24 protein-coding genes are annotated in these 22,819 nt (G+C 50.2%); 9 read left to right on the forward strand and 15 right to left on the reverse strand.

Annotation, left to right across the window (positions count from 1 at the left end; translation table 11 throughout):
• Nucleotides 1-8 precede the first annotated feature (8 nt).
• The gene (locus tag PSI9734_RS05555; RefSeq protein ID WP_173920136.1) at nt 9-1,151 is read left to right on the forward strand and encodes a murein hydrolase activator EnvC family protein; all 1,143 of its coding nucleotides are present in this window, start codon (nt 9-11) and stop codon (nt 1,149-1,151) included.
• Entirely contained in the window at nt 1,151-1,975 is an 825-nt protein-coding gene (locus PSI9734_RS05560) for a divergent polysaccharide deacetylase family protein (RefSeq protein WP_173920137.1), read from the forward strand. Before PSI9734_RS05555 ends, PSI9734_RS05560 begins: the two co-directional genes overlap by 1 nt.
• A gap of 4 nt (nt 1,976-1,979) precedes the next feature.
• On the opposite strand, the gene PSI9734_RS05565 is transcribed toward PSI9734_RS05560, so the two are convergent.
• The 5 genes from PSI9734_RS05565 to ftsY all read right to left on the reverse strand — a co-directional run bounded on the left by PSI9734_RS05565 (nt 1,980) and on the right by ftsY (nt 6,155).
• Nucleotides 1,980-2,231, reverse strand: coding sequence for a YkgJ family cysteine cluster protein (locus PSI9734_RS05565; protein WP_173920138.1), 252 nt, complete (start codon nt 2,229-2,231; stop codon nt 1,980-1,982).
• A gap of 3 nt (nt 2,232-2,234) precedes the next feature.
• Complete coding sequence (rpoH, locus tag PSI9734_RS05570) at nt 2,235-3,101, reverse strand: RNA polymerase sigma factor RpoH (protein ID WP_173920139.1); 867 nt, start codon at nt 3,099-3,101, stop codon at nt 2,235-2,237.
• Between the two features lie 158 nt (nt 3,102-3,259).
• Nucleotides 3,260-4,240: a permease-like cell division protein FtsX gene (gene ftsX / locus PSI9734_RS05575; protein ID WP_173920140.1), complete on the reverse strand. Its 981-nt coding sequence runs from the start codon at nt 4,238-4,240 to the stop codon at nt 3,260-3,262.
• On the reverse strand, nt 4,237-4,914 hold the full coding sequence (gene ftsE / locus PSI9734_RS05580; RefSeq protein WP_173920141.1) for a cell division ATP-binding protein FtsE: 678 nt from the start codon (nt 4,912-4,914) through the stop codon (nt 4,237-4,239). The genes ftsX and ftsE overlap by 4 nt, the downstream gene beginning before the upstream one ends.
• On the reverse strand, nt 4,911-6,155 hold the full coding sequence (gene ftsY / locus PSI9734_RS05585) for a signal recognition particle-docking protein FtsY (RefSeq protein WP_173920142.1): 1,245 nt from the start codon (nt 6,153-6,155) through the stop codon (nt 4,911-4,913). Before ftsY ends, ftsE begins: the two co-directional genes overlap by 4 nt.
• 134 nt (nt 6,156-6,289) lie before the next feature.
• On the opposite strand from ftsY, the gene rsmD reads away from it, so the two are divergent.
• Together rsmD and PSI9734_RS05595 are read left to right on the forward strand one after the other, a co-directional pair.
• Nucleotides 6,290-6,907 carry a 16S rRNA (guanine(966)-N(2))-methyltransferase RsmD gene (rsmD, locus tag PSI9734_RS05590; protein WP_173920143.1) on the forward strand — a complete coding sequence of 206 codons (618 nt, stop codon included), beginning with the start codon at nt 6,290-6,292 and terminating at the stop codon, nt 6,905-6,907.
• The gene (locus PSI9734_RS05595) at nt 6,904-7,185 is read left to right on the forward strand and encodes a DUF1145 domain-containing protein (protein ID WP_173920144.1); all 282 of its coding nucleotides are present in this window, start codon (nt 6,904-6,906) and stop codon (nt 7,183-7,185) included. The genes rsmD and PSI9734_RS05595 overlap by 4 nt, the downstream gene beginning before the upstream one ends.
• On the opposite strand, the gene PSI9734_RS05600 is transcribed toward PSI9734_RS05595, so the two are convergent.
• Entirely contained in the window at nt 7,182-7,796 is a 615-nt protein-coding gene (locus tag PSI9734_RS05600; RefSeq protein WP_246194757.1) for a YjaG family protein, read from the reverse strand. The two genes, PSI9734_RS05595 and PSI9734_RS05600, sit on opposite strands and share 4 nt — an antisense overlap.
• A 137-nt stretch (nt 7,797-7,933) precedes the next feature.
• Here PSI9734_RS05600 and PSI9734_RS05605 point away from each other — a divergent pair, with 137 nt between their 5' ends.
• Nucleotides 7,934-8,863 carry a pyridoxal-phosphate dependent enzyme gene (locus PSI9734_RS05605; protein ID WP_173920146.1) on the forward strand — a complete coding sequence of 310 codons (930 nt, stop codon included), beginning with the start codon at nt 7,934-7,936 and terminating at the stop codon, nt 8,861-8,863.
• A 12-nt stretch (nt 8,864-8,875) separates the two neighbouring features.
• Here the strand turns inward: PSI9734_RS05605 and PSI9734_RS05610 are convergent, their stop codons facing one another.
• The 4 genes from PSI9734_RS05610 to PSI9734_RS05625 form a co-directional block, all read right to left on the reverse strand.
• Nucleotides 8,876-9,310 (reverse strand): VOC family protein, encoded by a 435-nt coding sequence (locus PSI9734_RS05610; RefSeq protein WP_173920147.1) that lies wholly within the window; start codon nt 9,308-9,310, stop codon nt 8,876-8,878.
• A 19-nt stretch (nt 9,311-9,329) separates the two neighbouring features.
• Entirely contained in the window at nt 9,330-9,539 is a 210-nt protein-coding gene (locus PSI9734_RS05615) for a hypothetical protein (protein WP_173920148.1), read from the reverse strand.
• 93 nt (nt 9,540-9,632) lie between these two features.
• The gene (locus PSI9734_RS05620; RefSeq protein ID WP_173920149.1) at nt 9,633-10,796 is read right to left on the reverse strand and encodes a cystathionine gamma-synthase; all 1,164 of its coding nucleotides are present in this window, start codon (nt 10,794-10,796) and stop codon (nt 9,633-9,635) included.
• Nucleotides 10,797-10,798: 2 nt separating this feature from the next.
• The gene (locus tag PSI9734_RS05625) at nt 10,799-11,770 is read right to left on the reverse strand and encodes a PLP-dependent cysteine synthase family protein (protein WP_173920150.1); all 972 of its coding nucleotides are present in this window, start codon (nt 11,768-11,770) and stop codon (nt 10,799-10,801) included.
• 145 nt (nt 11,771-11,915) lie between these two features.
• Here PSI9734_RS05625 and PSI9734_RS05630 point away from each other — a divergent pair, with 145 nt between their 5' ends.
• Nucleotides 11,916-12,509, forward strand: a complete 594-nt coding sequence (locus PSI9734_RS05630) for a hypothetical protein (protein ID WP_173920151.1) — start codon at nt 11,916-11,918, stop codon at nt 12,507-12,509.
• 9 nt (nt 12,510-12,518) lie between these two features.
• Entirely contained in the window at nt 12,519-13,529 is a 1,011-nt protein-coding gene (gene ltaE / locus PSI9734_RS05635) for a low-specificity L-threonine aldolase (protein WP_343039768.1), read from the forward strand.
• Here ltaE and PSI9734_RS05640 read toward each other — a convergent pair.
• Both PSI9734_RS05640 and PSI9734_RS05645 read right to left on the reverse strand, forming a co-directional pair.
• Nucleotides 13,526-14,866 carry a diguanylate cyclase domain-containing protein gene (locus PSI9734_RS05640; RefSeq protein ID WP_173920152.1) on the reverse strand — a complete coding sequence of 447 codons (1,341 nt, stop codon included), beginning with the start codon at nt 14,864-14,866 and terminating at the stop codon, nt 13,526-13,528. The genes ltaE and PSI9734_RS05640 overlap by 4 nt on opposite strands.
• A gap of 118 nt (nt 14,867-14,984) precedes the next feature.
• Complete coding sequence (locus PSI9734_RS05645) at nt 14,985-16,520, reverse strand: YifB family Mg chelatase-like AAA ATPase (RefSeq protein WP_173920371.1); 1,536 nt, start codon at nt 16,518-16,520, stop codon at nt 14,985-14,987.
• A gap of 249 nt (nt 16,521-16,769) precedes the next feature.
• On the opposite strand from PSI9734_RS05645, the gene PSI9734_RS05650 reads away from it, so the two are divergent.
• Nucleotides 16,770-17,045, forward strand: a complete 276-nt coding sequence (locus PSI9734_RS05650) for a YebG family protein (RefSeq protein WP_173920153.1) — start codon at nt 16,770-16,772, stop codon at nt 17,043-17,045.
• A 109-nt stretch (nt 17,046-17,154) separates the two neighbouring features.
• Here PSI9734_RS05650 and PSI9734_RS05655 read toward each other — a convergent pair whose 3' ends face one another.
• Nucleotides 17,155-17,898 carry a ferredoxin--NADP reductase gene (locus PSI9734_RS05655; RefSeq protein WP_173920154.1) on the reverse strand — a complete coding sequence of 248 codons (744 nt, stop codon included), beginning with the start codon at nt 17,896-17,898 and terminating at the stop codon, nt 17,155-17,157.
• Nucleotides 17,899-17,930: 32 nt separating this feature from the next.
• The gene (locus PSI9734_RS05660) at nt 17,931-18,176 is read right to left on the reverse strand and encodes an accessory factor UbiK family protein (RefSeq protein WP_173920155.1); all 246 of its coding nucleotides are present in this window, start codon (nt 18,174-18,176) and stop codon (nt 17,931-17,933) included.
• A 117-nt stretch (nt 18,177-18,293) separates the two neighbouring features.
• Here PSI9734_RS05660 and rep point away from each other — a divergent pair, with 117 nt between their 5' ends.
• Nucleotides 18,294-20,303: a DNA helicase Rep gene (rep, locus tag PSI9734_RS05665; RefSeq protein WP_173920156.1), complete on the forward strand. Its 2,010-nt coding sequence runs from the start codon at nt 18,294-18,296 to the stop codon at nt 20,301-20,303.
• On the opposite strand, the gene PSI9734_RS05670 is transcribed toward rep, so the two are convergent.
• Nucleotides 20,296-22,788 carry a sensor domain-containing phosphodiesterase gene (locus PSI9734_RS05670; protein WP_246194765.1) on the reverse strand — a complete coding sequence of 831 codons (2,493 nt, stop codon included), beginning with the start codon at nt 22,786-22,788 and terminating at the stop codon, nt 20,296-20,298. The genes rep and PSI9734_RS05670 overlap by 8 nt on opposite strands.
• Nucleotides 22,789-22,819: the final 31 nt, after the last annotated feature.

Genomic DNA, 22,819 nt, shown 5'->3' on the forward strand with positions numbered 1-22,819 from the left:
ATCAGCTTATGCGACGATACTTAGTGCTGCTTACTTTTGCGCTGCTGTTGGTCTCACCAACGGCAGGCGCATGGCAGCAAGCTAGCTCTGAAGATGCAGCGGCCACCCAAGCCCGTATCGATGCCATTGCTCGCGAGTTAGAGCGCCGTGAATCGGCGATAGCGCAACGCTCCAAGCAGCTCAGTTTAACGGAACGCGAGCTGCAACAACTCGAAATGCAAATCAGCACGGTCGCCAATGAGCTCGCCACCACCACCACAGAGCTCGACCAAACCAATCAACGTATTGAGCAGCTAAGTCAGCAGCAATCGCAATTGCAACAAGAACAAAAGCAGCAAGCGCGTTGGTTAGCGAAACAACTTAATCAAGCGTATCGCATTGGCGAACACGACTTTCTCAAGCTTGTTTTGAATCAGCAGGACCCTGCCGAATTTGAGCGACTACATGGCTATTATGGTTATTTTAATCGAGCGCGGTTGGCTAAACTCGCCGAGCTAGAAGCGACCCAAATTGAACTTCGTGAAATTGCAGAGCAACTTAGTGCAGCACGCCGCCAGCTTGTTGCGCAACAAGAAGAACAACGGCGTCAGCAAGGCGTTTTGCAGGAACAACAGAAAAAACAGCAGCAATTGATTGGTCGCCTACAACGCGAGCAACAACAAGATCAGTCGCGCATAGCCCAGCTCGAGCAAGACCAGCAAGAATTAGAAAATGTCTTGGCAGCAATTATTGCAGCACTTCGCGATGAACCGCAACTTGATGGGCTCAGCCAGTTCAAAGGTAAACTCAGCTGGCCCACCGAGGGACGCGTGCGTAACCTATTTGGCCGAACCCGCAGCGGTGGTGTGAAGTGGAAGGGCAGTATTATTGAAGCATCCGAGGGTACGCCCGTACGCGCCATTGCCGACGGCCGCGTGATTTTTGCCAATTGGATGCGCGGCTATGGCCTGCTCTTGGTACTTGACCATGGCGATGGCTATATGAGCCTTTACGGGCATAATCAAACTATTTTGCCGAATGTCGGTGAAGTGGTACGACGCGGTGAGGAAATTGCCCGTGTAGGCCAAAGTGGCGGGCGTGAATCACCGGCGCTGTATCTCGAGATCAGAGTGAAAGGTGATGCGGTGAACCCATCTCAATGGTGTCGTTAATGGCGAGCGACCTGAACCGTTTAGCCCGCCTCGCACTCTACCTCGGCGCCGTCGCCCTAGCGGCACTCGCACAGGCAAACGATGTGTCCACGAATGTACCGACAAAAGTGTCGCCGGCATTACAGTCTAAGCCAAAGCCGAAAATCGCAGTCGTCATTGATGACCTTGGTCAAAGTAAAAACCATAATACCTTCGCTGCACTTAAACTGCCGCTGACACTGGCCATTATGCCGTTTACGCCAAACGCTGAACAACTGGCAGGGCAAGCCACAGCGCAGGGGCATGAGGTGATTATTCACATGCCAATGCAGGCTGAGCAGCAACCCCAACAACAACAAGGTGTTTTAGACGAAGCGGATACGAAAGCGCAGTTTATTGCGACCTTAAGCGCGGCGGTTTCACGCGTGCCACAAGCGGTAGGCCTAAATAACCATCAGGGCAGCAAGCTTACGGCTGCTGAGACACAAATGCAGTGGCTAATGGCAGAACTAAAGCAGCAGTCACTCTATTTTCTTGATAGTCGAACAACAGTCGCCACCGTAGCCGAACATACAGCACGTGATTATGGTGTTGCCACTCAGCGGCGTCATGTTTTTCTTGATAACGATGCGAGCGCCGCAGCTATTGCCGAGCAATGGCAGCAAGCCTTGAGGGTGGCAGAAAAGCAAGGCTTCGCCGTTGTTATTGGTCACCCCTACCCAACCACCTTAGCTTTTCTTCAGCAGCTTTCCAGCAGCACACTAGAAACAGTAGATTTGGTGTATTTGTCGCAGCTAATTACCGCCCCGCATCAGGTAGACGTCGCTCACAGCACTGCTGATTAACGGATTAGCTGGTCTCGGTTTCCAGCCGTGTCAACAAAATGAGCGCTTCGTCTCGGTGGCTGCCGCAGGTATCGACACTTGCGGTGAATTCGGCACAAACTTTGGGCCTATCGGGATGATCGAAGATGCCGCATAAGTTAGTTTCAGTGAGGTGAATACAACGAATGCCAGCGGGTTTCCCGGCTGGCATTCCTGGTATTGCTGAGGTTATTGAGGGCGCAATGCAACACGCACCGCAACCGGCTCGGCAGTCCACGGCTTACGCCATGGCCATACGCAGCTTTTTAATTGCGTTGGCTTCGAGCTGACGTACTCGCTCGGCAGAAACTTCGTATTTGTCAGCTAACTCTTGCAAGGTCGACTTATTGTCGTCGGCTAACCAGCGCGCCCGTACGATGTCTTGGCTACGCTCATCTAAGGTTTTAATCGCCGAGAACAAACGCTTCTGCGTGTGATCTTGCCATTGCTGCTGCTCAACTTCTTCAGCTAAATCTGAACGTTTGTCTTCTAAATATTGAGCTGGAGAATAGTTGCTACCTTCGCGCGCATCATCGTCGTCTGAGCTTAGCTCAAAGGCTTGGTCGTGGGCGCTCATTCGCGCTTCCATTTCCATCACCTCTTTGGTGCTTACACCTAAAGTTTCAGCGACAGTGCTGACTTCTTCTTGGGTAAACCAACCAAGACGCTTTTTCATTTTGCGTAGGTTAAAGAATAATTTCCGTTGTGCTTTGGTGGTCGCAACTTTCACCATGCGCCAATTTTTCAGCACATACTCGTGAATTTCGGCTTTGATCCAATGCACCGCAAAAGACACCAAGCGCACACCGACCGAGGGGTCGAAGCGGCGCACGGCTTTCATTAAGCCGATGTTGCCTTCTTGAATCAGGTCGGCTTGAGGTAAGCCATAACCTGAATAACTACGCGCCACATGTACCACGAAGCGTAAGTGCGACATGATCAGTTGGCGAGCAGATTCTAAGTCGTTTTCTTCGGTTAATCGAACTGCGAGCTGGTTTTCTTCCTCCGCAGTAAGCATAGGAATGCGATTGACCGACTGAATATAGGCCTCAAGGCTTCCTGCGCCCTGTGGTACTGCTAATGCCATGCTTGTAAGTTCAGTGCTCATTCAACAACATCCTCTTGTGCCGGTGTCTGCATCAATTTGATTGCTTTACTACTACACCGTCAGACCTTTTTTCGTCTGCATAGTTCCCTCATTCTAGCAAATCTGACGCTGCTGACAACGGGATCCTCGTGATCTTATTAAAGATACATGGGGATCTTTTACTGGGGTTCAATGGCACTCACGTGTTTTCTTACCGCCAGATAAGAGCCCACTAATCCTAAACCAATGGCTAGGCCCCAAACCACGCCCATTTCCGTCAGATTCAGTCCATTTAAACGAAACTGGCTATCATAAAGATCAGCGATATCTCGTACGGCTCCGCTAATCCACCAAAGTAGCAACGCTGTGGCTAACCAGGTAATTATTCCACCCACTAAACCATACCAGATACCGGTATACAGGAATGGTCGCTGGATATAGGCATCGGTAGCACCGACAAGCTTCATCACCATGATTTCATCACGCTTACTACTGATATTGAGTCGAATGGTGTTACCCACAATGAGCACCACAGCAATACACAACAGCAGCGCTAATGCGATGAAACCGTCGCGCACTAAGTTGACGATTGCCTGAAAGCGTTGCAGCCAACCTAAGTCGAGACGCGCTTGCTCGACTTCACGCGCCTCACTTAATTGGGTAACCAGTTGTTCGGCCGCTGATGGTGTTCGGTAGCTTTCTGCTGGTACCACAATGACGACATCGGGTAACGGATTGTCGGTCAGGGTATCTAGTGCATCACCAAAGCCTGAGCGCTGACGAAAGTCTGCCAAACCTTGCGCTTTATCGATGAGCCGAACACTTGCGACCTCATCCGCCAATTGCGTACGTTTAGTGAAGGTTTGTACCTCTTGCTGGCTTAACCCTTGGCGCAAAAATAAAGTGATTTCTGACGCCTGATCCCAGTTTGCCCCCACGCTATCGGTATTTTTAACGATCACGTATAAGGTTGCTGGCAAGGTTAAACTCAAGCCCAGCACCGCCATGGTCATCAACGAGGCAAAGGGATAACGCGCTAGCTCACCAAGACTTGCGATACATTGCTGTGCATGGTGCACCCAAAACATTAAAAACCGCCGCGACGGTGAAATAGTGACCTGCTTGGCGCCTTGCTGACGCGACCGAAAAAGCACACTCATAAAGCCTCCTCGGCCAGCCCATCATTAATCATACGCCCCTCTTTTAAGGTCAAGGTGCGATAGCGCATGCGGGCGATTAAGCCAAGGTCGTGAGTGGCAATGAGAACCGATACGCCGACCCGATTAAAATCTTCGAACAGTTTGATGATTTCGCTAGAAAGCTTCGGGTCGAGGTTCCCTGTTGGTTCGTCGGCCAGTAACAAAGGCGGTTTGTTGACCACTGCGCGTGCGATTCCAACACGTTGCTGTTCGCCCCCTGAAAGCATTTGCGGGTAATGTCTGACCTTATCCGACAAGCCAACTTTTTCCAGCGCGGCATGAACGCGCTTGCGAGCTTCGGCAAGGCTGTAGCCTTCGATCATCAACGGCAGCGCCACATTATCGAACACCGTGCGGTCCATAAGCAGCCTATGGTCTTGAAAAATCATACCAATATCGCGGCGCGCATAGGCAATTTCTTTGCGATCAATACGTTTTAAGTCATGATTATTGATCAGCACCCGCCCCGCTGTAGGGCGCTCCATCAAACTAATGAGCTTCAGCACTGTACTTTTACCCGCCCCCGAATGGCCGGTTAAAAAGGCCATTTCACCAGGCTCAATAGCAAAGCTGACGTTCTTTAACGCCTGAAAGCCGCCAGGGTAAACTTTGCTGACTTGCTCAAATTTGATCATGCCTGGTTCGGCTCCTCAATGGCCCGCTGAAATAATGCTTGTACAAAAGGTTGTGCGGCGAAAGGCCGCAAGTCATCAATACCCTCGCCCACCCCGATATAGCGTATAGGCAGTTGGAATTGGTCCGCAATGGCAAAAATAACTCCCCCTTTCGCGGTGCCATCGAGCTTCGTCAAAGTGATTCCAGTAACGCCCACCGCTTCGGTGAACAACTTGGCTTGGCTAATGGCATTTTGACCCGTTCCCGCATCAAGGGTCAACATCACTTCATGGGGTGCAGCATCGTCAAGTTTTTTCATCACACGGACAACTTTTTTCAATTCGTCCATCAGGTGAGCTTTGTTCTGTAGGCGCCCCGCAGTATCAGCAATCAATACATCAACATTACGGGCCTTCGCCGCTGCCACCGCATCATAAATAACCGATGCACTGTCGGCGCCGGTGTGCTGAGCAATCACCGGAATAGCGTTGCGTTCGCCCCACACCTGCAATTGCTCGACGGCAGCTGCGCGGAAGGTATCACCCGCGGCCAGCATCACTGATTTACCTTCGCGTTGCAGTTGCTGTGCCAACTTACCGATGGTCGTGGTTTTACCTACACCATTTACACCAACCATTAGGATCACATAAGGGCCGTCTTGTTGTGGTATCTGCAGCGGCTGCTCTACATCTTGTAAAATCTCGACCATGTCGTCTTGCAGCAACTGATACAGTGTTTCCGCGTCCTTCAATTGACGACGATCGGCCTGCTCGGTTAACCGTTCAACAATTCGCATTGTGGTTGGCACACCGATATCGGCGGTTAGGAGCTGGGTTTCCAGCTCTTCAAATAATTCATCATCAATTTTTTTGTCTTTGAAAATACCCCACAAGCCATCACCGATAGCCGTTGAGGTTTTCTTTAAACCACTGGTTAGCCGTTGCCATAAACTAGGCTTTGCTGGCTCTGGTTCCGGTTCTGGCTCAGGTTCTGGCTCTGGCTCTGGCTCAGGTTCTGGCTCAGGTTCTGGCTCAGGTTCTGGCTCAGGTTCTGGTTCTGGCTCTGGCTCTTCCGCGTAGCTTTCGGCAGATACTTGCGCACATATTTCTGATGCATCCGGTGCAACAGTTTCTGACACCGAGGTTGAGCTTTCAGTGGACTCTGAGTGTTCTGAGCCTTCGGTTTCTTCGGTTTCTTCTGGTTGTTCTTGCCGCTGTTCTTTCTTTTTCAGCAACCGCGAAAAAAATGATCCTTTAGCCATGCCTTGTTTACCTTTGGAAGTTCACTGCGAGTCAGTTTACAATGGCGTGCAGTTTAACACGTACACTAGCGTACGGCACCTTCCGCCGCATGCATAGCGTGACACCAAACCGTTAATTTGAGAGCTACTTTAGCATGCGCCGCACCTCATACAAGCAGAAAAAGACCCACCGCTCGGGCAGCGGACAACTTCGCATCATTGGCGGCACACTACGAGGTCGCAAGCTCAGCATCGCAGACCTTCCAGGGTTGCGACCAAGCACCGATAGAGTCAGAGAAACCCTATTCAATTGGCTGCAGTTCGAATTACCAGATCAGCATTGTCTTGACCTCTTTGCCGGTACCGGTGCGTTAGGCTTCGAGGCGCTATCTCGTGGCGCTCGCCATGTCACACTACTTGAACAAAGCAAGGCCGCAGCAGCGATGCTCAGTGCGCACAGTGAAAAATTGAATCAGGAGTGTAAGGGACACGCTGAGATCGTTTGCGCCGATGCGCTCCAATGGCTGCAAAATCAGGCGGCAGAGCCCTTTGATATTGTTTTTGTCGACCCTCCTTTCCATAGCGACCTCGCTGGCCCAAGCTGTCAGTTGCTGCAACAGAAGCGTTACGTTGATGAAGGCAGTTGGGTCTATTTAGAGACCGAGAAAAGGTGGCCGTTAACTGTTCCCAGCAACTGGCTATTGCAGCGAGAGAAAGTGGCTGGGCAAGTTTGCTATCGTTTGTTTACCGTCGCAAAAGAGGATCACGCATGAAAGTTTTAGTTTGGCTGGGTCGATTGTTATTTGCCATTGTTTGGGGTGCCATGCTGGGCAATTTAGTATGGCCGTTTCCGGGCAAAGGTTTTGCGCTGTTTCTGATTCTGCTGTTTGTGCTCATTGCCTTGCACCTGCTACAGCTGATGATGTTCGCAACCGTCTACCGCGAACACATTCAGTGGCGTCGCGGTGACTATTGGCAAATTTTGTTGTTCGGTGTCGTCGGTTGGCTCGCCATTGTGCAGGACCAACCACAACGAACCAAGCGAGACTAGTTCTCGCTATCGCGCTCCATGCCAATATTGGTGATCCCTTCAGTAACAACCATTTCTTGCAGTTGCCGAACCATCATTTGGTTTGGCTTTTCACCGCTGGCTTGCATCGCTTCAAGAAAGTCTAACAGGGCTTGCTGAACGTCAACTTCATACACCGCCAACTCATGTTCACGAACTAGTTGGCGCCGCTCTTCTGGCTCTAACTCAGCACCTTCAGTCAGTTCCAGGAACTTCGCGACACTGGCTTGTGAGACTTTTGCAACACTAACCAAATCACTATGCTCGCTATCCATTAAGCTTTCGAGCATTGTACTAAGCGCAGTACAAGTGTCCATCGCCGGATAAACCCCAAGCATATCGTGACCATGCTCACTGGGGGTCACATCATCTATTTTTTCCTGCCAACGGGAAAAGTTCACCTTCACTTTTTTGCCTTGCCAGCTCCAGTCCCAACAGGCGTTTAACGCACCACGTAAAGGTTTCGGATCGCCAAACCCTGTCACTTGATGGAATAATTCGTAATTAGGGTACATGCGTTCACACAAGTACAAGGCTGCCAATACTTGATAGCCAAAGGCGAGCTCACGAAAGCGTTGGAAAGTGTTTAACATTGCAAGTCCGTTGTGATGGTTCATTTTAGCCGAATGATAACACTATGGCGCATGGTTTCCTCAATAAAAACCCATCGTAGCGCTGTACTTTAATTCACGGTAATCTGACAGCCACGACAGTTTCGGATGAGATTTCTATGATGACCTTTGATGACATAACCGCAGCCGCCGACCGTATCGCGGCGCGTGTCCTGCGCACGCCGGTTAAACATTCCGCGGCACTGGATTCGGCTCTTGGCTGCCAGGTAATGCTCAAATGCGAGAACCTGCAAAAAAGTGGCGCTTTCAAATTCCGCGGCGCCTGCAATGCACTGCTTCAATTAGCGCCTGAGCAACGTCAACAAGGAGTGGTGACCGTGTCATCTGGCAATCATGGCGCGGCCCTAGCAGCAGCGGGGCAACTTTTGGGCGTGCAGGTAACCGTTGGCGTTGCCACGAACGCATCGCCGTTAAAACGCGACAACATGCTGAAGTATGGTGCTAAGCTTCATGCTATTGAGCCCGGCATGGCAGCGCGTGAGCAGTTTTTAGCTGAACAAGCGCGTCAATCGGCAATTATTATTCCACCCTACGACCACCTAGATATTATGGCCGGGCAAGGCACCGCCGCACTTGAGCTGTGTGAAGATTACCCAGACCTATGGGCGGTCGTCACCCCACTTGGTGGTGGCGGTTTGCTTAGTGGCAGCTGTGTCGTCGCCAAACGCTTTGGCGCCCGTTGCTTTGGTATTGAGCCAGAACTCGCAAGTGATGGTAAACAATCATTGCAACACGGCAGTATTCAACCTGCCATGCCCGCCAAGAGTCGCTGCGACGGCCTACTAACAAGTCTTGGTGCATTACCCTTTGACATTATTCAGCGTCAGGTCAGCGACATTCTTTTAGTTTCTGAACAACAGGTCGACGCAGCCCAGCAACTCGTATGGTCGTGTACCGATATGTGGATTGAACCTTCTTCCGCAACCACCGTTGCCGCGCTACAACGCTACCCAGAGATTTTCGCGGAACGCAAGGTGGGGGTTATCGTTAGTGGCGGCAATGTCGCCGCGCCAGCTAAGAAGGATTAGAGGCGTACGAGCTTAAGAGGCAAAAAGCTGTGACAAGTCGTTAAAAGCTTTGAACTCGAGAGCGTTGCCACTAAAGTCATAAAAAAACATGGTGGCTTGCTCGCCTGGTTCACCGGCAAAACGCACATGGGGTTCGATAACGAACTGAATACCAGCAGCTGCGACTCGGTCGGCTAACGCACGCCAACTGGCCATCGTCAGTACCACGCCAAAATGAGGAACTGGAACTGCATGCCCGTCGACAGGATTATGGTGTGTCGCCGCAGTAGACTCAGGAACGAGGTGGGTAACTAACTGGTGGCCGTAAAAGTCCCAATCGACCCACTGCTCAGAACTGCGCCCTTCGGCACAGCCAAGTACGTCGCCATAAAACTCGCGCGCCCGTGCAATACTACTAACCGGAATCGCAAGGTGAAAAGGCCGAACGCTGGTGTCAGCAGAACTCATAAGTCGACAGGTCTCTCATTTAGTGTTTGGCGGTCATTAATGCTGCTGGACGACGCCACAAACGGTAGCCGACGGCTACCAGCAGTAAGGTCCAATTGACCGGCGGAACCATTCCACAAATTAGTACGGCAAGCATACTCCACAATGGCTGACGACTGTATTGACCGACCAGCACATAAAACAACAATGCCGCCACTAAACCTTGCAATAAGAACAGGCTAAGAGGCATAGGATAACCCTTATCGTAGTGTTTCTAATAATTGTCGAGTTAGCCTACCGTAACTTTATTCAATTGTAAAAGAATGTAAAGAAGCCTTCAAAGTCAGCTATTTAGCGCCTGATCTAAGTCATCGATCAGGTCATCAACATCCTCAATTCCGACCGAAATACGGACAAAATTATCTAAAATACCAAGTTTCTCGCGATTCTCTTTAGGTATTGAAGCATGGGTCATAATTGCTGGATGCTCAATCAAGCTTTCAACGCCACCGAGGCTTTCCGCTAACGCAAAAATTTGGACGTTTTCGAGGAAGCTTCGCGCTTTTTCCAAATCGCCTTTTAGCAAAATAGAAATCATGCCGCCAAAACCAGTCATTTGCTTTTTCGCTAACTCATGCTGTGGATGACTCGCTAAACCAGGATGAATCACTTTTTCTACCGCCGGATGCTGTTCTAACCACTTGGCAATAGTTAGCGCCGCTTCATTGTGTTGCTTCATCCGTAACGCTAGGGTTTTCACACCACGCAGGGCTAAATAGCTATCGAAAGGTCCGGCTACCGCGCCAACCGAATTCTGTAAGAAGGCCATTTGCTCAGCAAGCTCAGTGTTCTCACCTACCACAGCGATGCCGCCAACCATATCCGAGTGGCCATTGAGGTATTTAGTGGCAGAATGCATGACGATATCGACCCCTAAGTCGAGGGGGCGCTGGTTAAACGGTGTGGCGAACGTATTATCCACTACAACGATAATATTATGTTGCTTCGCTAGGCTTACAATGGCTTCAATATCAACCAATCGCAACATTGGGTTACTAGGGGTTTCGACCCAAATCATCCGCGTTTTGCTAGTGATAGCGGCTTCAACGGCGCCCATATCGCTCAAGTCAACATAGGAGAACTCTAACCCAGCAGAACGGCCTCGAACCTTGTCGAACAACCGATAGGTACCACCGTACAGATCGTCCATTGCAACTACATGGTCACCGCTATTTAGCAATTCCATGATGGTGGAAGTGGCCGCCATTCCCGAACCAAACGCAAATCCGCGAGTACCATTTTCTAAACTTGCAACGGCACGCTCCCAAGCAAATCTGGTTGGGTTATGTGAGCGCGAATACTCAAAGCCTTGGTGTTCGCCAGGACTTTTCTGAATGTACGTCGAGCTGGTAAAAATAGGTGGCATGACCGCGCCAGTTGCTGGCTCAGGTGCTTGTCCGCCATGGATACTCTTGGTTGCAAACTTCATCTTTTTCGCGTCCGCCATGCTTACTCCTCCAGCAGATTTTGAGCGGCCATCCACTCATCGTTATATAGTTTAGATAGGTACCGATTGCCCGTATCACAAGCCAAAGTTACCACTCGTTTCGCTTCGGTTTGTTCGCGACAGTAACGCAGCGCCGCGGCAATCAAAGTGCCGCTTGATGAGCCCACCATCACGCCCTCTTTCACCAGCAGTTCACGCGCCGTGTGGAAACCCTCTTTATCGCTCACAGCATAGGCTTTATTTGCCAGTTTGATATCACAAATATCAGGGATAAAGTCTTCGCCAATACCCTCGGCAAGCCAACTTCCAGCTTCAACCGTTTCGTTGCGATTAACTAAAGGTTCTAAAATTGAACCTTCCGGGTCGGCCAGAACTAAGTCGATCGCGGTATTTTGCTTACGCAAATAACGACCAATTCCTGTTAAGGTACCGCCAGAGCCAACGCCACATACAAACGCGTCTAAGTCACCCTGCATTTGTTGCCATATTTCTGGCCCTGTCGTTTCATAATGAGCGGTCACATTTGCTTCGTTGGCGAATTGATTGACATAGAAATAGCCATTTTCTTGCGCCATTCGTGCAGCCATATCTTGATAGTATTCAGGGTGTCCTTTTTGCACATCTGAACGGGTTTGCACTACCTCCGCCCCCATGGCTTTAAGGTTGTTCACTTTCTCCGCTGACATTTTATCAGGCATTACAATTTGCAAAGGGTAGCCTTTACTCGCAGCAACAAGCGCTAAACCTAGGCCAGTATTCCCGGCGGTAGCCTCAATAATCGTCATACCTGGCTTTAATTTTCCAGCCTGCTCTGCAGCTTCAATCATACTCACGGCAATACGATCTTTAATAGAGCCACCAGGGTTCAGATTCTCAAGCTTCAAATAAAGCTCACAAGGGCCAGTATCGATGTGGCTAACCTTTACCATTGGCGTTTCACCAATCATTTCCAATACATTTTGATAAACTCGCATGCTGTGGTTTCCATTGATTCTCAAAGTTGCAGTAGTATCGCACGATGAACCCTAATGATGCCAATTCGCACATCGCCTTTCATCATGCTTTTTCGCATAACTTATGGCACATTAGTTAACTTATTCAACCGGACGAGGTGTATTCATGCCCATTTCTAACGCTTTTCGCCGTTCTTTTCTGCTCGCGACCACGGCTCTGGTAGCTACCGCGTGTCAGCCTCAATCGCAAAACCCACAAGACGCGTTTATGGCAGCGTTTACTCCCTACTGTGGTCAAGCCTATGCCGCAGAAGTCGTTGCCGATAATCAGCCGAGTGCTGCCTGGCAGCAAGATCTTGTGGTGCATATTCGTGACTGTGAAAGTGATACGATTCGTATGCCATTACATGTGGGCGACGACCGTTCGCGTACGTGGGTACTAAACCGCACTGCCGACGGTATCGACTTTCAACATATTCATCTACACCAAGACGGAACACCAGATGATGTTTCGCCGTATGGCGGGCATACCGTTGCCGTAGGAAGCGCCGATATGCAAGCATTTCCGGTGGACAGCGCAAGTAAAGAACTCTTCGTCGACAATGGCTTAGACGTATCGACCAACAATACCTGGATTATTTCCTTTGAAGGTCAAACCATGTTCTACGAGCTTACTCGCCCTGGTCGTGAGTTTGTAGTGGCGGTCGACTTATCTCAGCCGATAGCCGAGCCACCCGCAGCTTGGGGCTACGCAGAGTAGGAGCCTATTGTGATTTTAGATTTACGTAGTGACACCGTAACGCAACCCACCCCAGCTATGCGTGAAGCTATGGCTGGGGCCCCTGTCGGTGACGATGTATTTGGTGATGACCCAACTATCAATGCCCTACAGCAGCGTGTAGCAGCCATAACAGGTAAACAGGCTGCATTGATCGCAAGTAGTGGTACCCAAACAAACTTATTGGCATTGCTAAGCCATTGCCAGCGGGGTGAAGAATATCTCGTCGGCCAAGAGTACCACACCTATCGTTACGAAGCCGGTGGAGCCGCCGTACTTGGTGGTATTGTTCCGCAACCATTTGAAGTTGAGGCCGATGGAACCCTTGATCTTGCAAGCGTTGAAAAACGCATCAAGCCTGACGACCCTCACTTCCCGATCTCGCGACTACTCGCTCTTGAAAATACTCATACGGGTAAAGTAATTTCCCAGCAGTATGTGAACCAAGCGCGTACCTTGGTTGACCAGTATGGTTTAAATCTGCATTTAGACGGTGCACGATTATTCAATGCAGCCGTGGCAAGCGGCTGTTCGTTGGCGGAGCTAGCTGCGCCGTTTGATAGCGTATCCCTTTGTTTTTCAAAAGGGCTTGGCACGCCCGTAGGTTCAGTGTTGGTGGGCGACCGAGATTTTATTGCGCGCGCACATCGCTGGCGCAAAATGCTTGGTGGCGGTATGCGCCAAGCGGGAGTCATTGCTGCGGCGATGGACTATGCGTTAGATCATCACATTAACCGCCTGGCAGACGACCATGCAAATGCGAAGCTCTTAGCCAGCGAACTTGCCAAGCTTGACGGCATCACTGTTGAGCCAGCTCAAACCAACATGGTTTACTTAAACTACGATAGTCACTTGACGGCACAGAAGGTCTGTCAGTATTTAAAACAACACGACATTATTGTTGGTGACTCGCAACGATTACGCTTGGTAACGCATCTTGGTGTGCCGCAGACGGCAATTGCACACTTTGTTGCATGCTTCGCTGCAGCACTACGTAGTTAATGAGTTGAGCGCTGTGCTTTGTCTTCGTACATGCGCTCGTCGGCTATTTTAAGTAACTCACGAACGCAAGTGATCGCCTTGGTTTTCGTCGCAAAGCCAATGCTTAATGATGGGTGGATCACTTGCTCGTTAATACAAATTGAGCTGTGTTCTACTTGTTCTCTGATTTTCTCAATCACTTTATTTACTTTCACGGGGTCTTTTAGGCGGTGCAATAATACCAAGAACTCATCACCGCCCATGCGCGCAACAATGTCAGAACCGCGAATAGCCCGTTGAATTTCGTCGCTCACTAGTTGCAGTAATAGATCTCCCGCATGGTGACCTAAGTTATCATTGATCCGTTTAAATCGGTTTAAATCGATACTAAGCACCGTGAAGTCTGAGCGTCTCTCGTTCGACATCAATTCATCGAGGCGACGCATGGCGTAGCGCCGATTGGCGATGCCTGTAAGTTCATCTTGGTAAGCATGAAGGCGATGCACCCGGTAACCACGCCACATAAACCAGGCGGAAAGAAAAACTAGCGCTAGGGCTGAAAACACCGTCCATTTAACTAACACATAGGGCGAATGAAGGGCTTGGGGAATCACCGATGTATAATTCCCTGCCAGTACCCACTCGCCATTTGGAATACTTACTCTCGTCACAAAATCTGGGGCGTTGAAAACTTCTGCAGGGCCAAAAAACACCTCCCCCTCGTCCCCTTTGCCATCAACCCCACGCATGGCAAGGGTCGCGCCCTGAACGTCGAGTATACCTGTGCTTTCAATCAACCTATCAAAGTCGATAATGACACTGACGGTGCCCCAATAGTTTGTATTAAACGGAGAGTCGCTGAATATCGGGTAGCGTCCTGCCAGTGCTTTACCGCCCTGCACCAACTCAAATGGCCCAGCGAGAAATACGTCTTGAAGCTCTCTTGCCTCTAACACCGAGGGGTATTGCGTGGCGCTTTCTCTTAAGTTAAATCCTATCGCGCGCTCATTGCCTGCTGCAGGGTAGTTTTTTGAAATGACATCGTCGGGCGCTACCCCCACATTGCGAACGTTATTGGCTTTACTAATCAGAGTAGCCCCTAAGTCTAACCAATTATCCATTGCAAACTGACGGTTTAGCGTGATGACGGTTGCGAGGCTATCACCTAGGTAGATATCTCGGTAGAGACTCGACTCGAGCGTTGATTTAGCTGAAGAAACACTTACTAATGTTTTTTCTTTGGCGAGCGAACTTGCTCGACTCTCCAGCAATGACTGAAGTTCATCTGCTGCATAAAAGGCAATCACAAAGTAGATAATGGCCACAGCGGAAAATAGCCAGCTAACTTTACTTCTCAAACGAATTCTCTCTTAGTACGAATTGATATGACACACCACACGCTTTTTTCTGCACCTGCTTGAACCCTTTATAACACTGTTTCTGCATCCTTTAAAATTTATTCCTAGGCTGTATCAACTATAAACTCCGTAGTTGCTGCAACAATCTATCTAACGCTCGATAGCCCAAAGCCTCGGCCAAGTGGCTCGTTTCTATTGCTTCTGCGTTAGCGGCATCGGCAATTGTCCGCGCTAACCGCAAAATACGATGATAGGCACGATGAGATAATTCAAACTTTTCTATGGCGGCAACTAAAAATGCGTGTTCGTCAGCTTCAAGCCTACAAAACCGGGCCAACTCCGCTGTCTTAAGCTCACTGTTTAAGCATCCTTGGCGCTGGATCTGACTTCGCCTAACTTGTGCGACCTGTTGCCGTAACTGTGGGCTTTGCGCGGGCAGTTGTTGATGTTGCTGCTTAAGAACCTCCGGCTGTCGCGGCACCGCGACTTGCATATCAATACGGTCTAATAAAGGTCCTGATAGCTTACTTAAATAGCGGCTGATCTGATCGGGGCTTGCTCGCGCGCTCGTTAGGGTGCCATCAAATTGTCCACACGGAGACGGATTCAAAGCGCATATCAACTGAAACCTCGCGGGGAACTTGGCTTGATATCCGGCACGGCTTATCGACACCTGGCCAGACTCGAGCGGCTCACGCAACGAATCTAAAACATGTCGCGAAAACTCGGGAAGCTCGTCCAAAAAAAGTAACGACTTATGCGCTAGAGAAATTTCACCAGGCTGCGGGGGAGAGCCACCGCCGACCAGCGCTGCCGCAGAACATGAATGGTGGGGAGCTCGCAACTGTCGTTGTAACCAACTTTGTGGTCTTTCAAGTCGATGCTGAAAGTTCGCAACACTTCGCACAGCTGCGACCTCAAGACCTTCTTCGTCGGTCAATGGCGGTAATAAACCAAGCAGCCGCTGTGCCAGCATGGTTTTGCCGGTGCCTGGCGGCCCCACGAACAATAAATGATGCCCACCCATTGCCGCCAGCACTAACGCGCGCTTGGCTTGCTCCTGACCAATGACATCGGCAAGGTCACCACTGGGATAAACGTGATGATCGGTTGTCTCACCCTTCACTAGGGGGAGTTTATGTGGACCGCTCAGGTGTTCCACTACATCACGCAGGCTTTCGCCCACCACACACTGCTGCTCGCGAATCACCTGCGCCTCGGCCAGATTATCAAGCGGGATAACGGCTTCACGAGCTTCCCGGCGGCACGCGAGCAATGCCGGTAGCATGCCCTCAACGCCGCGTAATTCGCCATTTAAGGTGAGTTCGCCATAGAACTCACGCGATACCACTGCGCTTTCGCTCAACTGACCGTCGGCTGCGAGAATGCCAATAGCTATGGCTAAGTCGTAGCGCGCTCCGTGTTTAGGTAAGTCCGCGGGTGCCAGGTTAACGGTAATTTTGCTACCTCGGGGAAAGGTAAACTCGCTCGCCTGAATCGCCGAACGTACGCGGTCCCGTGCTTCGCGCACACCGGCTTGCGGCATGCCGACCACCGTAAAGGCCGGCAGCCCGGACGCCAGACACACCTCGACCGTCACCAGCGGTGCTTCCATGCCATACAATGCCCGGGTAAACACCCGCGCCAAACTGATCGAGCCCATCGTCACTCCTTTGACTTTCAGCCACAAACGCATTTTGTCCAATCAGTATAACGACCACCAATAAATGATGCGCCGCCGCAACAACGGATTTTTCCTTACGAGATCACCGCTCGTTTTGGGAGTCTTACGCAAACCAATTGCTACCCTCGACAAATAAAAGGTTGCAACAGGCTGCTAGCAACTGTACAAATATACAGTTCTTTTTTAACTATCCATTTTAACTATCCATAAGGATCAACTATGCCGGTAGTAACTCAATACGTTGTTGTGCGAGACGGAGAGGATAAGATGACATTTACCACGAAAGCTGAGGCCGATGCCTACGACAAGATGTTGGACATGGTTGATGGACTCGTTCCCCTGCTTGAACGTAGCGAAACAATCACCGATGAAAAAACGCTTGAAGACCTTGCCATGTTCCTAGCACGCGAGCGCGAACATGTATTAATTGCCTTAGGAGCGAAAAAGCCAGCGAAGAAAAAAACCTCGAAACCTGCGGATGCACCGGCTAAATGACATTAAGCTGTTGTTAATGCCAGTTGCCGCTTCCTTGTGTCTGCTTCTGTTTGTGTGGCCGCTTTAATAAAACGTAGTTTCGCTAGCTTATCCCAAAGCCTAAGCTGGCTTACCAGTAGTGTTCCACAGTAACGTTGCCCGGTTTGCGGCGTAGGTTTTTCGGTAGGCCTTTGTCGGCGAGTACTTGTTTGGCGTCACGGATCATATCGGGATTACCGCATAACATGACCTGCGCGTTCTCGTTAAGCTCATCGCCCAGGGCAGCTTCCAGCTTGCCGTCGACGATGAGGGACGGGATTCGACCACGCAGCGCGCCGGTGGCGTCTTCGCGGCTTACCACAGGCTGATAATGAAGCTGCCCTGGATGGGCAGCAACCCAATCCAGGATTTGTTGCTGATAGGCTAAGTCGGCCTCATAACGCACTGCATGAATCAGGTGAATACGGGCAAAACGTTCGTAAGGAATCGTCGTCGTCAGCATAGACAGATAGGGGCCAATACCGGTGCCAGTGGCGATCAGCCATAGGCTCTCGCCCTCGGGCACTTCATTTAGGGTAAAAAAGCCACTCGGTGGCTGGCTCACCTCAATCGACTGACCGGCGCGTAAGTCATGTAAGCGGGGCGAAAAATCGCCGTCGTGCACGCGGTTGACCAAAAAGTCGAGGATCGGATCATCAGGACCATTGACCAGTGAGTACGCACGCTGAATACGCTGTTCCTCAGTATGCAGGCCTAAGCGCACAAATTGCCCGGCGATAAACTCAAACGGCTTGGGTACCCGCACCCGTAAACTGAATAACTCATTGTTCCATGCATGATTCTCGATCACTTCGCCAGTCATCCACTGTGCCATGGGTACCACCTTTTTCAATTTGCCAATTAACTTTAGTCGTTTTTGTCCTGTTGCAGAGCTTGCAGTTGCTGCTCCAAGGCTTCAACACGCTGGCGCAAACGTAGCAAAAGTTGTTGCTGTACGTCGAGCTCTTCGTGGGTAACCACGTCGAGTTTGCCTAACTGCTGCTGCAGAATTTGTTTGATTCGTTGTTCCATGCTGCCAGCAAAATCCTTCATGCCAGCGGGGATGCTATCATTGATTTGTTTCGCAATGTCTTCAATTTTTTTCGCGTCCATTACAAACTCCTTGGGCGAATTACGGAATAGTCTTTTAGCTTAGCAGGAGTTTACGGTAAAATCTGCTGTTCAGTTCGCTAAGACAGCGCCCATTTTTCGCAAATTCATAAGGCCATCATGAAGTTAAACCCACGCCAACAAGAAGCGGTTGAAGCCATCGGTGGTCCGGTACTGGTGCTCGCTGGCGCGGGCAGTGGCAAAACGCGCGTGATCACTGAGAAGATCGCCTACTTGATTACCCGCTGTCAGTATCAAGCTCGACATATTGCAGCTGTGACCTTTACCAATAAGGCCGCGCGGGAAATGAAAGAGCGCATCGGAAAGACGCTCGGCCGACAGCAGATCCGTGGTCTCACCGTGTCCACTTTTCATACTCTCGGGTTAAGTATTATCCGCAAAGAGGTTAAGCAGCTGGGCTTAAAGTCGGGCTTTTCCCTGTTCGATGATCAAGATAGTTTTGCCTTGCTCAAGGCGTTAACCGAACCCGAACTGGACGGTGACAAAGACACCTTGAAGCGCTTGCAGAGCCAAATTGGCAACTGGAAAAATGCCATGTGGACACCGCAACAGGCGCTGACGCATGCAAAAACGCCAGATGAGGAAGAATTTGCCGAGTTTTACCGTCGCTATCAGCAAAATATGCGTGCCTGTAACGCGTTAGATTTTGATGACCTCATCTTGCTGCCGACCCAGCTGCTGGCCAGCGATGCCGCCGCACGCGAGCGCTGGCAGAAAAAGTTTCAGTATTTATTGGTCGATGAGTATCAGGATACCAATACGTCTCAATACCAGCTAGTGAAACTGCTGGTCGGTGAGCAAGCGCGTTTCACCGTGGTCGGTGACGATGATCAGTCGATCTACTCCTGGCGCGGGGCGCAGCCGCAGAATCTCGCATTATTGCAACAAGATTTTCCGCAGTTACAGGTGATAAAGCTTGAGCAAAATTACCGTTCCCATGGCCGTATTCTTAAGTCGGCGAATATTCTGATTGAGAACAATCCCCATGTGTTCGAGAAGAAACTGTTCTCAGAAATGGAGTACGGGGTACCGCTGCGGGTCATTTATGGCCGCAATGAAGAACATGAGGCAGAGCGTGTGGTTGCCGAGATTGTACGCCGGCGCTTTTTGGAACGTACGCCCTACTCGCATTTCGCAGTGCTTTATCGCGGCAACCATCAGTCACGCATTTTTGAGAAAGCCTTGTTGACCAACCGTATTCCGTACCGCATGACCGGTGGCCAAAGCTTTTTTGCCCGGGCCGAAGTGAAAGACATCATGGCCTACCTGCGCTTGCTTATGAATCCGACCGATGACACGGCCTTTATTCGGGTCGTCAATGTGCCCAAGCGCGGTATTGGTCCGCATACGGTCGAACGCATCGGTGAGCTAGCCCACGAATTGCACACCAGTTTACTGGAAGCCGCCCAGCATCAAGCGCTAAAAACACGCTTGGGTAGTCGCGAGTATCAATCAGTACAGTTGTTTACCCATCTGATCAAACAGACCGCTCGACGCTGTGACGATAGCCGTGAGGTCATGCCCGCGCTTTATCAGCTAATTAAAGAAATTGGTTATGAAGAATGGCTGTACGAAGCCAGTCCAAGCCAAAGTGCGGCAGAAATGCGCTACAAGAATATCAGCGAATTGCTACGCTGGGTCGGCGAGATGATCAAAGGTGACGACGAGCATGAGCCGTTAAACTTTGAACAAGCGGTGGCCAAGCTCTGTCTGCGTGACCTGATGTCACGCCATGAGGAAGAAGAGTTTGGCGACCAGGTGCAGCTGATGACCTTGCATGCCTCAAAAGGGCTGGAGTTTCCACACGTGTTCTTAGTCGGTATGGAAGAGGGGTTGCTGCCCCATCAATCAAGTATCGATGACAATATGGTGGAAGAAGAGCGGCGCCTTGCCTATGTTGGGATCACCCGCGCGCAGCAGTCGTTAATCTTTACCATGGCGAAAGAACGGCGCCAATATGGCGACCTGCTGCGGCCAGAGCCCAGCCGATTTTTATTCGAATTACCGCAAGATGACCTGGAATGGGAAGGAAAAACGCCTATTACGCCGGAAAGAGAAGAAGAGTGGCGAAACGATGGGCTGTCAATGCTAAGGAATGCGCTTAAATAGCTTCCTGCTTTTCACGTTTGTGAAGCCAGATAGGCTCGCCTAATTGCTTACCCACACCGATTTGTACGCCCGATTGGCGCAACGCCTGCAATTGAGCTGGAGTATCTATTCCCGCAGCCGCGATGGTAATCGACAACTCATTACATAAGTTTACGACATTACGAACCATCACTCCGGCACGTTTACTATTCGCAGTTTCCTCGACGAAGCGAGGGTCTAACTTAACGTGGGTAAATGGATAATTCAGTAGATATTGTAAAGCGCCAGAGCTACGGCCAAAGTCGTTCAGAGCGAGCCCGACGCCAGCATCAGCAAGCGTTTTTAAGGCGGTCAGTTGGCGCTTGGAGTTATCGCTGAGCTCTGTTTCACTAAACTCAAAAACCAGTCGACTGGGCGCGATACCTGCCTGTTTGACAATCGCCAATAGATTTTTTACATCAGCCAGCTTATATAGATGCTTGGTCGATAAACTAACGTAAATAGGCAAGTCTGATTTCTCGCCTGCCAAGATTTCACAGCACCGCGTGAGCATCCAATGATCAAGGGATAGAATCATCCCGGTTTTCTCGGCAATGTTGAGAAAGTTTTGTGGTGTCAATAGCTGTTCACCACGTTGCCAGCGAACCAAAACTTCACGCGCTTTGCCAGCGCCATCATCGAGCGAAACTAAGTCAAATTGTTGTAGTACGAAATCTTGATCGAACTGAGCATGACGCAGTTCCGACTCGCGATGTAACGACGCCACAAGATCTTTATGGATACTCTCGTCAAATACCACGTATCGACCGCGCCCCATACTTTTTGCTTGATACATTGCTGCGTCTGCGTCACGCAATAGCCGTTCCGCCGAGTCATTACGAGACTTACACTCAGCAATGCCAACACTTGCCCCAGAATAATGTTCGGTTTCGCCGAACACAAATGGCTGACGCATCTGTTCAATTACCCGAGTCGCAATATCTTTCGCATCATCGATACGGCTAATCAGATTGAGTAAAATAACAAATTCGTCGCCACCTAAACGCGCTACTGTATCGTTGTCTCGCACACATTCACCGATTCGACGGCTTGCTTCTAGCAAGAACTCATCACCGGCGGAGTGTCCGAGTGAATCGTTGATATCTTTAAACCGATCGAGGTCAACAAACAGGACTGCGAAATTATGGCTTGGGAAGCGACGCTTCTGCTTTAATGCCTGCTGTAACCGTTCAGTAAACATTGAGCGGTTAGGTAAGCCCGTTAAGGTGTCGTGGTGAGCATCATAAAACAGCTTCTCTTCGATCTTCTTACGGCGCTCTATTTCGCCCACCAGCTCTTCTGTTCGTTCCGCTACTTTTTTCTCAAGGAAAGCATTGACTCGTTTAACTTCATCGGCATTTCGACGTCGCTCAATCGCCACCGCTACATGTTGTGAGACAAAGTTTAACAGTTCTAGGTCGTCTTTTTTATAGCTGACCTTGTCGGTATAGGTTTGTACCGATAACACTCCAATCACTTGGTCATCGACCAATAACGGTGAACCTAGCCACTGAGTGGGACGAGTGCCATAGCGCTTGTGTTTGAATTCAACTTTGTTTGCAGCGACTAACTGGTCATAGGCTTCGGTATCGATATACGCCGGCTTTTTGGTGGCGATAACATACTCCGTTAAGCCTTTGCTCAACGGGCGCCGCTCAAGCAGTTGAGCGTCGCGTTCATCCACATAATAAGGGAAGCGAATATGCTTACGATCGTCATCAAGTAAAGCAACGAAAAAGTTATCGTTATTCATCAACAGGCCGATTTGCCGATGCAACTGCTTGAAAAAGTTCTCCATATTCTCCGAGGTGTTCGTCAACTCAGAAATTGCATACAGCACGGCTGAGAGCTTCTCTGCCCGTTTACGTTCTACAATTTGCTCTTCGAGATCGCGGTTGATATCGCGTAAGCTTGCAGTCTGTCGATCTATTTCCTCTCGCATAAATTCGCGTTGCCGGATCCGCTCCAACGCGTTCACGATATGTTGTGATACGAACATGAACAGCTCTTTGTCGGCAGCGGTATAGCCAATGTTCTCGGTATAACTTTGCACGACCATTGCGCCAATAACACGTTCGCCACTTTTCAGAGGCACGCCTAACCAGTCGACTGGCGGTGCGCCTAAGTCTCGAATTTCGCCGGCTTTAACGAGCGCGTGGAAGTTTTCTTCATTCAATAAGAACGGCGCTGACGTTCGCATGACGTAACCGGTCATACCCTGCCGCAACACCTCGGCTGGAAACTGTTCATTGCTGGGAACATCGTCGTATTCATCAACAAAGTACACGAATTTAACGGTATCTTTGTTTTCGTCGAAAAGGCATACGAAAAAGTTTTTCGCCATCATCAACTCGTCAATGATGGCGTGTAAGGCCGGATAAAACTCAGACATGTCGCGAGCGGACGAGGCGAGTTCTGAAATGCGGAAAAGGGCTTTCTGCACGACTTCAGATTGTCGGTACTTCAAAGCAATGTTCTTTAGACGCGCCACAGCCTTA

This window comes from Pseudidiomarina piscicola (assembly GCF_902806985.1).
GTDB lineage: Bacteria > Pseudomonadota > Gammaproteobacteria > Enterobacterales > Alteromonadaceae > Pseudidiomarina > Pseudidiomarina piscicola.

Coding starts and splice junctions, on each gene's coding strand:
- PSI9734_RS05555 (WP_173920136.1), top strand. CDS start 9: ATGCGACGATACTTAGTGCTGCTTACTTTTGCGCTGCTGTTGGTCTCA.
- PSI9734_RS05560 (WP_173920137.1), top strand. CDS start 1,151: ATGGCGAGCGACCTGAACCGTTTAGCCCGCCTCGCACTCTACCTCGGC.
- rpoH (WP_173920139.1), bottom strand. CDS start 3,101: ATGAGCACTGAACTTACAAGCATGGCATTAGCAGTACCACAGGGCGCA.
- ftsX (WP_173920140.1), bottom strand. CDS start 4,240: ATGAGTGTGCTTTTTCGGTCGCGTCAGCAAGGCGCCAAGCAGGTCACT.
- ftsE (WP_173920141.1), bottom strand. CDS start 4,914: ATGATCAAATTTGAGCAAGTCAGCAAAGTTTACCCTGGCGGCTTTCAG.
- ftsY (WP_173920142.1), bottom strand. CDS start 6,155: ATGGCTAAAGGATCATTTTTTTCGCGGTTGCTGAAAAAGAAAGAACAG.
- rsmD (WP_173920143.1), top strand. CDS start 6,290: ATGCGCCGCACCTCATACAAGCAGAAAAAGACCCACCGCTCGGGCAGC.
- PSI9734_RS05595 (WP_173920144.1), top strand. CDS start 6,904: ATGAAAGTTTTAGTTTGGCTGGGTCGATTGTTATTTGCCATTGTTTGG.
- PSI9734_RS05600 (WP_246194757.1), bottom strand. CDS start 7,796: ATGTTAAACACTTTCCAACGCTTTCGTGAGCTCGCCTTTGGCTATCAA.
- PSI9734_RS05605 (WP_173920146.1), top strand. CDS start 7,934: ATGATGACCTTTGATGACATAACCGCAGCCGCCGACCGTATCGCGGCG.
- PSI9734_RS05610 (WP_173920147.1), bottom strand. CDS start 9,310: ATGAGTTCTGCTGACACCAGCGTTCGGCCTTTTCACCTTGCGATTCCG.
- PSI9734_RS05615 (WP_173920148.1), bottom strand. CDS start 9,539: ATGCCTCTTAGCCTGTTCTTATTGCAAGGTTTAGTGGCGGCATTGTTG.
- PSI9734_RS05620 (WP_173920149.1), bottom strand. CDS start 10,796: ATGGCGGACGCGAAAAAGATGAAGTTTGCAACCAAGAGTATCCATGGC.
- PSI9734_RS05625 (WP_173920150.1), bottom strand. CDS start 11,770: ATGCGAGTTTATCAAAATGTATTGGAAATGATTGGTGAAACGCCAATG.
- PSI9734_RS05630 (WP_173920151.1), top strand. CDS start 11,916: ATGCCCATTTCTAACGCTTTTCGCCGTTCTTTTCTGCTCGCGACCACG.
- PSI9734_RS05650 (WP_173920153.1), top strand. CDS start 16,770: ATGCCGGTAGTAACTCAATACGTTGTTGTGCGAGACGGAGAGGATAAG.
- PSI9734_RS05655 (WP_173920154.1), bottom strand. CDS start 17,898: ATGGCACAGTGGATGACTGGCGAAGTGATCGAGAATCATGCATGGAAC.
- PSI9734_RS05660 (WP_173920155.1), bottom strand. CDS start 18,176: ATGGACGCGAAAAAAATTGAAGACATTGCGAAACAAATCAATGATAGC.
- rep (WP_173920156.1), top strand. CDS start 18,294: ATGAAGTTAAACCCACGCCAACAAGAAGCGGTTGAAGCCATCGGTGGT.